Source organism: Nostoc flagelliforme FACHB-838 (assembly GCF_014698065.1).
GTDB lineage: Bacteria > Cyanobacteriota > Cyanobacteriia > Cyanobacteriales > Nostocaceae > Nostoc > Nostoc flagelliforme_B.
Window position 1 is genome coordinate 1 of record NZ_JACJSI010000239.1, and the last position, 9,073, is coordinate 9,073.

9 protein-coding genes are annotated in these 9,073 nt (G+C 40.1%); 5 read left to right on the forward strand and 4 right to left on the reverse strand.

Annotation, left to right across the window (positions count from 1 at the left end):
- Nucleotides 1-345: 345 nt before the first annotated feature.
- Nucleotides 346-555: a hypothetical protein gene (locus H6G97_RS38920; protein ID WP_199349960.1), complete on the reverse strand. Its 210-nt coding sequence runs from the start codon at nucleotides 553-555 to the stop codon at nucleotides 346-348.
- 480 nt (nucleotides 556-1,035) lie between these two features.
- Nucleotides 1,036-3,180, reverse strand: a complete 2,145-nt coding sequence (locus tag H6G97_RS38925; protein WP_190946000.1) for a peptidase domain-containing ABC transporter — start codon at nucleotides 3,178-3,180, stop codon at nucleotides 1,036-1,038.
- 456 nt (nucleotides 3,181-3,636) lie between these two features.
- Between H6G97_RS38925 and H6G97_RS38930 the strand changes: the two genes are divergently transcribed.
- The 5 genes from H6G97_RS38930 (at nucleotide 3,637) to H6G97_RS55655 (ending at nucleotide 7,730) form a co-directional block, all read left to right on the forward strand.
- The gene (locus H6G97_RS38930) at nucleotides 3,637-3,885 is read left to right on the forward strand and encodes a microviridin/marinostatin family tricyclic proteinase inhibitor (protein WP_190946001.1); all 249 of its coding nucleotides are present in this window, start codon (nucleotides 3,637-3,639) and stop codon (nucleotides 3,883-3,885) included.
- Nucleotides 3,886-4,075: 190 nt separating this feature from the next.
- Entirely contained in the window at nucleotides 4,076-5,080 is a 1,005-nt protein-coding gene (locus tag H6G97_RS38935; RefSeq protein ID WP_190946002.1) for an MvdC family ATP-grasp ribosomal peptide maturase, read from the forward strand.
- A gap of 77 nt (nucleotides 5,081-5,157) precedes the next feature.
- On the forward strand, nucleotides 5,158-6,138 hold the full coding sequence (locus H6G97_RS38940) for an MvdD family ATP-grasp ribosomal peptide maturase (protein ID WP_190946003.1): 981 nt from the start codon (nucleotides 5,158-5,160) through the stop codon (nucleotides 6,136-6,138).
- Nucleotides 6,139-6,197: 59 nt separating this feature from the next.
- Entirely contained in the window at nucleotides 6,198-6,818 is a 621-nt protein-coding gene (locus tag H6G97_RS55650) for an HlyD family secretion protein (protein ID WP_338421938.1), read from the forward strand.
- Between the two features lie 114 nt (nucleotides 6,819-6,932).
- Complete coding sequence (locus tag H6G97_RS55655; protein ID WP_338421939.1) at nucleotides 6,933-7,730, forward strand: beta-barrel domain-containing protein; 798 nt, start codon at nucleotides 6,933-6,935, stop codon at nucleotides 7,728-7,730.
- An 814-nt stretch (nucleotides 7,731-8,544) separates the two neighbouring features.
- Here the strand turns inward: H6G97_RS55655 and H6G97_RS55055 are convergent.
- Together H6G97_RS55055 and H6G97_RS38955 are read right to left on the reverse strand one after the other, a co-directional pair.
- Entirely contained in the window at nucleotides 8,545-8,676 is a 132-nt protein-coding gene (locus H6G97_RS55055; protein WP_277883401.1) for a hypothetical protein, read from the reverse strand.
- 83 nt (nucleotides 8,677-8,759) lie between these two features.
- A partial coding sequence (locus H6G97_RS38955; protein WP_199349959.1) for a winged helix-turn-helix transcriptional regulator occupies nucleotides 8,760-9,073 on the reverse strand: 314 nt, incomplete at its 5' end.

Consider the following 9,073-nt stretch of genomic DNA (forward strand, 5'->3'; position numbering starts at 1 on the left):
TTTTGTAAATTCTCTTTCTGTAATTTACTTAAGTATCCTTTGGCTGGCATAGCAGTAAGTCCACGAGTTTATTTAATTTACATTTTATGCAAATTAGATGTGGAACAGCTTATCCAAGCGTTACGTTTTACGAGATGCTAAAAATAGCATCTCGTAAACGATAGTGCCAATCGAATGGCACTTTCTTTGATAAAGGTAGTTTTCTGTCCAACGCTTCATTCAAGGTGTAGACATCTCCAATTTTGATTCTGTGCCGAATAAATCAAGCCATCCATTCAGTCCACTGCGGGGCATCTGTCACCAATTGAGTAAACTTGTCAGGGCTTGCATCCTCAAATTCCAGCATCACACCGCAACGTTCACCACTCTTAGCGTACTGAGTAATCTTTGATCCGCATCAACCCCATCCTCTACCCGATCAACCGCCAGCCGAGCATAATATTTAACCCGCTCCCACCAAGAATCACTGAGTTCTGGATCTGTGTCTAGACCTCCCCAATTATTACTTCTATCTTCATTGATGGGGGTATGGCGATGAAGAAGGCATGGGGGCATGGGGGCAGGGGAGATACTTGTACTAATTTTCCCCTCTGCTCCTTTGCTCCTCTGCTCCTCTGCTCAACACCATACTGAGATTGCATTCTAGCCTGATGTGTGCATTCTCAGTTAAGGATACTACTTATCATCATCTTTCTCGACAAGCCCAGGGGTCACGCCCAATACGGTTCGGATAAGCAGGGGAAGCAGGGGAGGCAGGGGAGGCAGGGGAGGCAAGAGGGTATATGTTCAGCCATTCTTTTCTCCCCCTGCTCCCTCTGCCTGCCTCAACCAAGAAATTCCTTAACCGAACGGTATTGGGGTCACGCCAACTTCGTAGCGACGGAATAATTAGGCTTTACACTGCTGGTGTCGTTCGGCTGGTGTTTTTGAACGTTTGTCAAAGAGCTTCTTCATTTCAGTTTCAGAGATGGTTAGAGACTAATTATTTTAATGCCGCTTAGAACTTAACGAATCGTATTGAGCTATCTTCCTTTTCTAGGGTGTTAAAAAATCTAAGTGTTCTCCAGAGGTAACTTGCATTTCCTCTAAAACGCCTTGCATTTTCAACTGCCCTTTATTTAATAGGACAATAAAATCTGCACGTCGGATAACTCGAGGACGGTGGCTAATTATAATTGTGGTTTTGCCTTGCCGAGAATGTAAAATTTTATCTAATACCTGAGCTTCTAATATAGGGTCTAATGCACTAGTAGATTCGTCTAAAATTAGTATTGGAGGGTCAGTAACTATTGCTCTAGCTAAGGCTAATCTCTGCTTTTGTCCACCGGAAATATTTACACCAAATTCGCCTAACACAGTTTGATAGTTATCCGGTAATTCACAGATAAATTCGTCAGCAGATGCAATTTGGCAAGCTTGAACAATTTGTTCAAATGTAGTATGAGGGTAGCTAAGGCGAAAGTTATCTAAAATTGAGCGACTCCAGAAGTGGGGTTCTTGTGGGACTAATACTACCTGTTGCCGTCTACATTCCAAGGATAAATCTTTCTGATTATAAATGCCAAAACGAATATTACCTGATTGCAAGGGATATAACCCAGCTATCAATTTAGCTAAAGTGCTTTTTCCACAGCCAGATTTACCAATTAAGGCTGTGACTTTACCTCCTGGAATAGTTAGAGAAAAATCTTGTAATAAGTCTGCCCTACCTGTATGGTGAAAGTTGACATTAGTACAAATAATATCAGCGTTACAAGAGATTACTGCCCAAGGCTTCTTCTGTTCATTTTGGTCTTCTGGAGTACTTTCAATGACTTCGGTAATCCGTTGTGTTGCAGTTTGAATTCTAGTAAATTCATCGATAAAACTAATGATTGTAGTAATCAATATATGAAAATTAGCATTCATCGCATTAAATGCTAACAGTTGACCAATGCTTAATTCATGACTAATAACTAGACTACTGCCAAACCAGAGTATAGCAAGATTACCAAAACCAGCAACTAATCCAGAGAATACATTATTAATAATGCCAATTTGAACAGTGTTAAAAGTAAGATTAGCAAGATTCCCAAAACGACTTTGAATTTCCTCCCAAACTTGGGGAGCCGCATTAGCAGTTTTTACGGTAAGTATGCCTTTAAATATCTCGACCAGTATTGCTTGATTTTCAGCTTTTATCACAATGAGACTACGAATTTTTTGGCTTAAAGTAGGGAGAAAAATAATTGTCGATAGAGACATTATTAGAGCGACTACCACTGACAAGCCTAATAATTTAGGACTATAAAATCCCATAAAAAATAGTGATATTGCCGCAACGAAAAGTTGACTCGGAATAGCAATAACAATTTGAGAAACCATCTGATTAATTTCTTGAATATCTCGGAGACGGCTAACAATTTCACCACTACGACGAGCCTCATAATAAGTAAGAGGAAGGCGCAAAATTTGTCTGCCAAATTCCAAAGTAAGTCCTAATTCTAGGCGTTGAGCAAAGTGAGCAATCAAGTTAGACTGTACCAGTGTTAGGGTGCTACTAAAGGTATTTATTGCCAGCACACCAATAGCAACCGTGGTTAAAAGTTGTGTATCTCCCCTTACTAGTACGTCGTCAGTGAGAATTTGGATTAAAAAAGGGGTTGCAAGGGAAAATATTCCCATTGCCAAGTTAATCAAAATTGCTTCGATTAAAATATGACGATAGGGTAAAACTCGTGCTAAAAAACGACCAAAACCGCTAATTTTATCTGATTGTTGCTGATAAAAGCGTATTTCGTCTGGTAATAACAGTAACATGACATAATTTGCCCAACCTGTAGTTAATTCTTCACGACTGAGATAGCGGATGCCACTACTAGGATCAGCAATTACATATTTTTTCCCTTTTTTTCCATATAAAACTACCCAATGGTATCCTTTCCAGTGGATGATGGCGGGGAGAGGTGCTTCATGAAGTTTCTCAATTAGTTGCGGCGTAGCTCTAACTTGACGGGCGTTAAATCCAAGGCTTTGGGCACCACGTTTCAAACCGACAAGGGTTGTACCTTGCGCTCCTGTACCAACAACTTCTCGAACACGAGCGATCGCAAAACGATGTCCATAATGTTTGGCAATAGTCGCAATACACGCTGCTCCACAGTCTTCTTCACTATGTTGCAGAACGATTTGATATTTCATTCTTTCTAGATGACAAAATTAGCAGATGACAGTACATTCATTCGATTTTTGCCTCTTAGGCACTTGCCAAGAATAAATCAGCCCAGCCGTATCAATAATATTTTTGGCAAAACCGAGATATCTAGGCGATGAAAGCCCTCAAGGCGAAAGCGACGGCTGGGCTGATTTATTTATTGGATCTTCCTTAGTGTGCTGTTTGATAGTTTACAATCGTTAGGAAAATAAAATTAAAGCAATACTCCATCGGCGTAGATGAGAGTTTGTCTAGTAGTGAATTATATATTTGCCCAATACTTTTAAAATATCTTCTTGATGAAAGTGTTACTTGATTTTTAAGAGATTTTTACTTAAATATTAAATTTTATTTAAGGCTAAATTAATAGTTGAAATATTATACCCTATGTAATACCATGCAGAAGTTGTAGATTTATCTTCACTTTACCGGAAGAAAAAATTATGTCTGAAAAAAAACCAGAAGAACTAAATTCACAAGCAGTACCGTTTTTTGCCCGATTTTTAGAAGGGCAAAGCTTTGAAGACTTATCCGATCAAGAATCGGAAGCGATTCGCGGTGGAACTTGTGGTGTAACCAAAAAGAAGGATGATGAACTTGTCCAAACTCTGAAGTTCCCATCTGATCAAGAAGATAGCCCAGCCCCGATAGAAACGAGAAAGTACCCATCTGATAATGATGAGCTAGCTTAGTACGGTAACTGCATACTTTTGAGTATATCAAAAATGCGGTTTTGAAAAATTATGACAACAAAAATATTATTAGCTTTGCCAACTCCATTTAGGAGTTGGCTTCCCATTAAAACTAAGTTTACTTTTTTAAAACCTTGCTTCCTCAATAGTTGACAATAGGGAAAATTCAAAAACCGAATGAAGATAGTTTATGCACCTTGAGCCTGATGTGGTTTTATTAATTACCCATAGTGGTGATTTCTTTACAATAGATAGAGTTGCAGAAGCTGTATTAAAACGAGGCGTACAGCCATTCCGCCTTGATACTGATAAGTTTCCAATGACACTCCAACTCCAAGCTAATTTAAGTAATTATGGTAGCAATCATAGGCTGAAGTATGGGGATTTATCCTTTAACACCGAGCAAGTGCAAGCAGTATGGATGCGACGTATTTGGCAACCCGATTTAGGAAAAGAATTGGCTCCACAATTTCAAGCAGCCTGCTCTACTGAATCACTGGCAGTTTTAGATGGCTTTTGGGATAGCCTCAGAGGAGCTAGGTGGGTGGATGATTTACAGAGGATTAGTGCAGCTGAAAACAAGTTGCGCCAACTGCGGATTGCATCGGAAGTAGGCCTTGTCATCCCTCGGACTCTTGTCACCAACAACCCTCAAGAAGCACGAGAGTTTTTCCACCAAGTTAAGGGAAAAATGGTTGCCAAGCTGCTGAGACCTCTTTCTTATGGTATGCAAGCCTCCTCATTTTTCATGTATACCAGCGCCGTTAAAGAAGAAGATTTACTTGATGCTGAAACACTGCGCTATTGTCCAGCTGTGTTTCAAGAACAAATCCCTAAACAGTTAGAATTACGAGCAGTGTATGTGAATGGCAATCTCTTTGTCGGGGCGCTAGATGCGTCTGGGTATGCAGCATCAACGCAAGATTGGCGACATGGGACAAAAGAGGTTGTTACATGGCAACCATATCAATTACCCGAGAAACTAATCCGTTGTCTGGATGCTTTTATGGCAAGGTTTGGACTGTTTTTTGGAGCCTTTGACTTTATTAAAACGCCATCAGGCGAATACGTTTTTTTAGAAATTAATCCTACAGGAGAGTGGGGGATGCTAGAGAGAGATTTGGACTATCCCATAGCAGATGCAATCGCAGATACACTACTTTTAACAAATCCTAAATCTAATACCCTTACTTAAAAATTCAAAACCAACTGACAGGCTTTATAAATTTAGGAACTTGTTAATTTTGAGTTTAGAATTCGGAGGGAAGCAACGTGACTGTTTTAATAATTACTCACAGTCAAGACAACGAAAGTATTCCTCTAGTGGTTCAGGCAATTGAAGCCCAAGGAGGGAAAGCATTTCGTTTTGATACAGATCGATTTCCCACAGAAATCCAGTTAGATGTTTACTATGGTGAAACTGAGCGAGTTACTCTAAATGTTGATGACCAAACATTAGATTTAAATAAAGTCTCAGCAGTTTGGTATCGGCGCATTGCAATTGGTTCAAAAATTCCCGACTCGATGGATAAGCAACTTAGACAAGCTTCATTGAAAGAATCTCGCGTAACCATTGAGGGAATGATTGCCAGTATTAAGGGATTTCATCTCGACCCTCTGCCAAATATTCGCCGAGCCGAAAATAAGCAACTGCAATTACAAATAGCGCGGAAGGTAGGTCTAGATACACCACGCACCCTAACTACAAATAATCCACTGGCAGTCAAGCAATTTGCCCAAGAGTGCCAGCAGGGAATAATTACAAAAATGCTCTCTTCCTTCGCTATTTACGATGAACAAGGACGAGAAAAAGTTGTGTTTACAAATCCAATCTCATCTGAGGATCTGGATAACCTTGATGGCTTACGTTTCTGCCCAATGACATTTCAGGAGAAAATTTCTAAGGCATTGGAATTGCGGACAATTATTGTAGGTAAACGAGTTTTGACGGCTGCGGTTGATTCTCAAGCTTTGGATAAGGCGCGTTACGATTGGCGCAAACAGGGAATTGCTTTACTTAACGCTTGGGAGTCATATACTCTGCCTCAAGATGTGGAAGAGAAATTGCTCAAACTCATGGCAGAATTCCGTATGAATTACGGAGCTATTGATATTATTTTGACTCCTGATGGTCGATATGTATTCCTTGAAGTTAACCCAGTTGGCGAGTTCTTCTGGCTGGAACGCTGTCCTGGCTTACCGATTTCACACGCGATCGCTGAAGTTCTACAGAATTCAGTTAAACAAGTATAAATTAAGTAAATTCCCACTTTTATTGTCTAAAATTAAACTAAAAAATATTGAATTCAAAAATGGCTGATGCAAACTTACCTTCATCTGCGATTTCTTACACCAATGCAGAAAAGATAACTAATCCCGACTTTCTGCGCCCAGTTACTCCTAATGAATTCTTGCCCCCCATTAGTAATTGGACAACTATCGGCGGTATAGTTCTCCTTACTATCTTTGCTGCTAGTCTTATTTTGGCAAGCGTTCTTAAATATAAAATTACAGTCAAAGTCCCGGCGACTATTCGTCCTGCTGGAGAACTGCGCCTGGTGCAAGCAGCAACAGAGGGAACGATCAAAAGTATTGCTGTGCAGGTAAATCAACCAGTGAAAAAGGGAGATGCGATTGCGCTGATAGAGGATAATCGTCTTCAGACTCAAAAAAGCCAATTAGAAACGAATATTCGGCAAGCTAAACTGCAACTATCTCAACTTGATGCCCAAATTTTGGCTTTAGATAGGCAAATAGCAGCAGAAAGCGATCGCACCAGCCGAGTTATCGCCTCAGCTAAAGCTGAACTTAATCGCAGTCAACGCGAGGTGCAAGACAGGCGAATCACCTCAACTGCTGAAGTTAGGGAAGCTAAAGCAAATTTAAGGCAAGCTCAAAAGGAATTACAAAAAACTCAAACACAGTTAAAATGAGCAATAGCGAATTTAAAGTCTAGCGATGCTTCATTAAGGGCAGCAAAAGCAAAGCGAGACAGATATCAACCCTTACTCCAAACTGGATCGATTTCTCAGGATCAATTTCAAGAAGTGCAACTATCTGTTGAACAACAAGAACAACTCCTAGAATCTCAAAAAGCTAGCGTAGAAGAACAACAACAAGCAATCCAGCAACAGCAACAAGCAGTAGAAGCAGCCACAGCTAGATTACAAAGCACATTTGTTAATCTCAATCCTAGTGATGCTAATGTAGCAATTTCTCAAGAGAAAATTGCTGCTGAAAGTGCTACAGGTAAAGTCAGCCTGGGAAAATTAAATCAAGAACGCGAGCAATTATTACAACAAAAAGTAGAAATTCAAAAACAATCTAACCGCGATCAACAAGAACTTCAACAAATTCTTCGAGAGATTGTAAATACAGCAATTCGTGCCTCAGCATCTGGCGTTATCCAAGAATTAAATTTGCGTAATCCTTCCCAAGTGTTGCGTTCTGGTGAGATTGTTGCTCAAATTTCTCCTAATGATTCACCCTTAATAATTAAGGCATTAGTGGGATCTCAAGATATCCGCAAAGTAGAAAAAGGTCAAGAAGTACAAATGCGCGTTTCTGGTTGTTCGTATACTGAATATGGAACTCTAAAAGGTAAAGTCAGTGCCATTTCTCCAGATGCGATACCTGCGGTGAGCTACGCCAACGTGTCTGAAAATAAAGATAAAAATGCTGCTAATTATGATATAACTATCCAACCAGAAAAGCTAGTATTAAGTGTTGGCGATCGCCAGTGTACAATTCAATCTGGCATGGAAGGGAGAGCAGACATCATTTCTTCTCAAGAAACAGTACTACAGTTTTTCCTTAGAAAAGCAAGACTTTTAACAGATTTCTGATCAGAGCTAGCAGTTTACTAACTCAATATTCTGTGCAATACATAAATGTATTACCTAATTCCCTGTATTATGCGCTGAGATTTTTCCGTTGTGGCGGATTTAGAAGCTTGGTTGAACCAGCAAGCTGGATAAATTACATTATTAGCTATTGTCTTGCACTCTCTGTATTGGGTGTGCCATTAATTATGGAGTCCCATTGCTATCTTAGCGGTAAAAGTTATTTTGCTGTCAAGTCAATGTCTGCAATTAACAGGTGTAACTTTTGTGACAATATGAGCTACACCCCCACCAATCAATCGCACACCACAAACTTGCACCCGTTCGCTAAGTTAACCCAAAGGAGCCACTGCTCCAGGTATACATTCCAGTAAGACTCACCATCAGCAAACCAATAAAAAAGGCAATTGTTTTGAGATTGATTGGATTAAATAGGCTAAAAGCCAGATTAAGAAAGGCTTTGACAAAGGTATAATTTTCTGTGGCAAAAGTAATAGGGCAGTATAAAAAGTAATGGTAAATAAGAAATGGGCAGTCAAACGATTGACAGTAAATCTTACGTCAATAGAAAGACAGAAATTGTCACAATACTGTGCAAAAACAGGAAGACCCATGAACGATGTAATTCGGGAATTACTGCGTTCTTTAAAGGTTGATAGTGACGAAGTATCGGAAATTTCGCCAGACTCTGAAGTTTCAGAATTAGCTCGGCTTCAAAAATAAGCCAATTAATGAAGAACAGGATATTACAGGACTGTTTACAAGACTCAAATGATGCTTGAGGGATTAACTTCAACTGGTCTATTCGAATAGCAAATCACCCCATCCATTCAGTCCAGTGCAGGGCATCTGTCACCAGTTGAGCAAATTTGTCAGGGTCAAGATCCTCAAACTCCAGCATCACACCGCGACGCTCATCAATTGTTAGCGTACTAAGTAATTCTTTCACAGCATCAACCCCGTATTCAACCCGTTTTACTACTAACTGAGCGCAATGCCGATAATACCGAACCCGCGGGAGCTGTGTCTAAGCTACTTTGGTTGCCAGTAATCGCTGGTTTCTGGATTGCGATCGTAATGTTCCATCGCCGTTTTTACATCTGTAATGTGTCGATATGCCCACTCACCCAGTATTGCCAATGGCTCCATTAGAGAAGCCCCCAGTGGAGTGAGTGAATATTCGACTCTTGGGGGGACGGATAGATAGACCTCTCTCTCAACTAACCCATAGCGCTCCAAATTTCGCAGGTTCTGAATCAGCATTTTCGGTGAGACACCAACAATCTCTTGTTTGAGTTGGACATATCGCTTTTTGCCTTGAGTCAGCGCATAAACGATCAAAACTG

Bases quoted from the DNA above. Each gene is read 5' to 3' on its own strand.
- H6G97_RS38920 (WP_199349960.1), bottom strand. From the start codon at position 555: ATGCCCCCATGCCTTCTTCATCGCCATACCCCCATCAATGAAGATAGA.
- H6G97_RS38925 (WP_190946000.1), bottom strand. From the start codon at position 3,180: ATGAAATATCAAATCGTTCTGCAACATAGTGAAGAAGACTGTGGAGCA.
- H6G97_RS38930 (WP_190946001.1), top strand. From the start codon at position 3,637: ATGTCTGAAAAAAAACCAGAAGAACTAAATTCACAAGCAGTACCGTTT.
- H6G97_RS38935 (WP_190946002.1), top strand. From the start codon at position 4,076: ATGCACCTTGAGCCTGATGTGGTTTTATTAATTACCCATAGTGGTGAT.
- H6G97_RS55650 (WP_338421938.1), top strand. From the start codon at position 6,198: ATGGCTGATGCAAACTTACCTTCATCTGCGATTTCTTACACCAATGCA.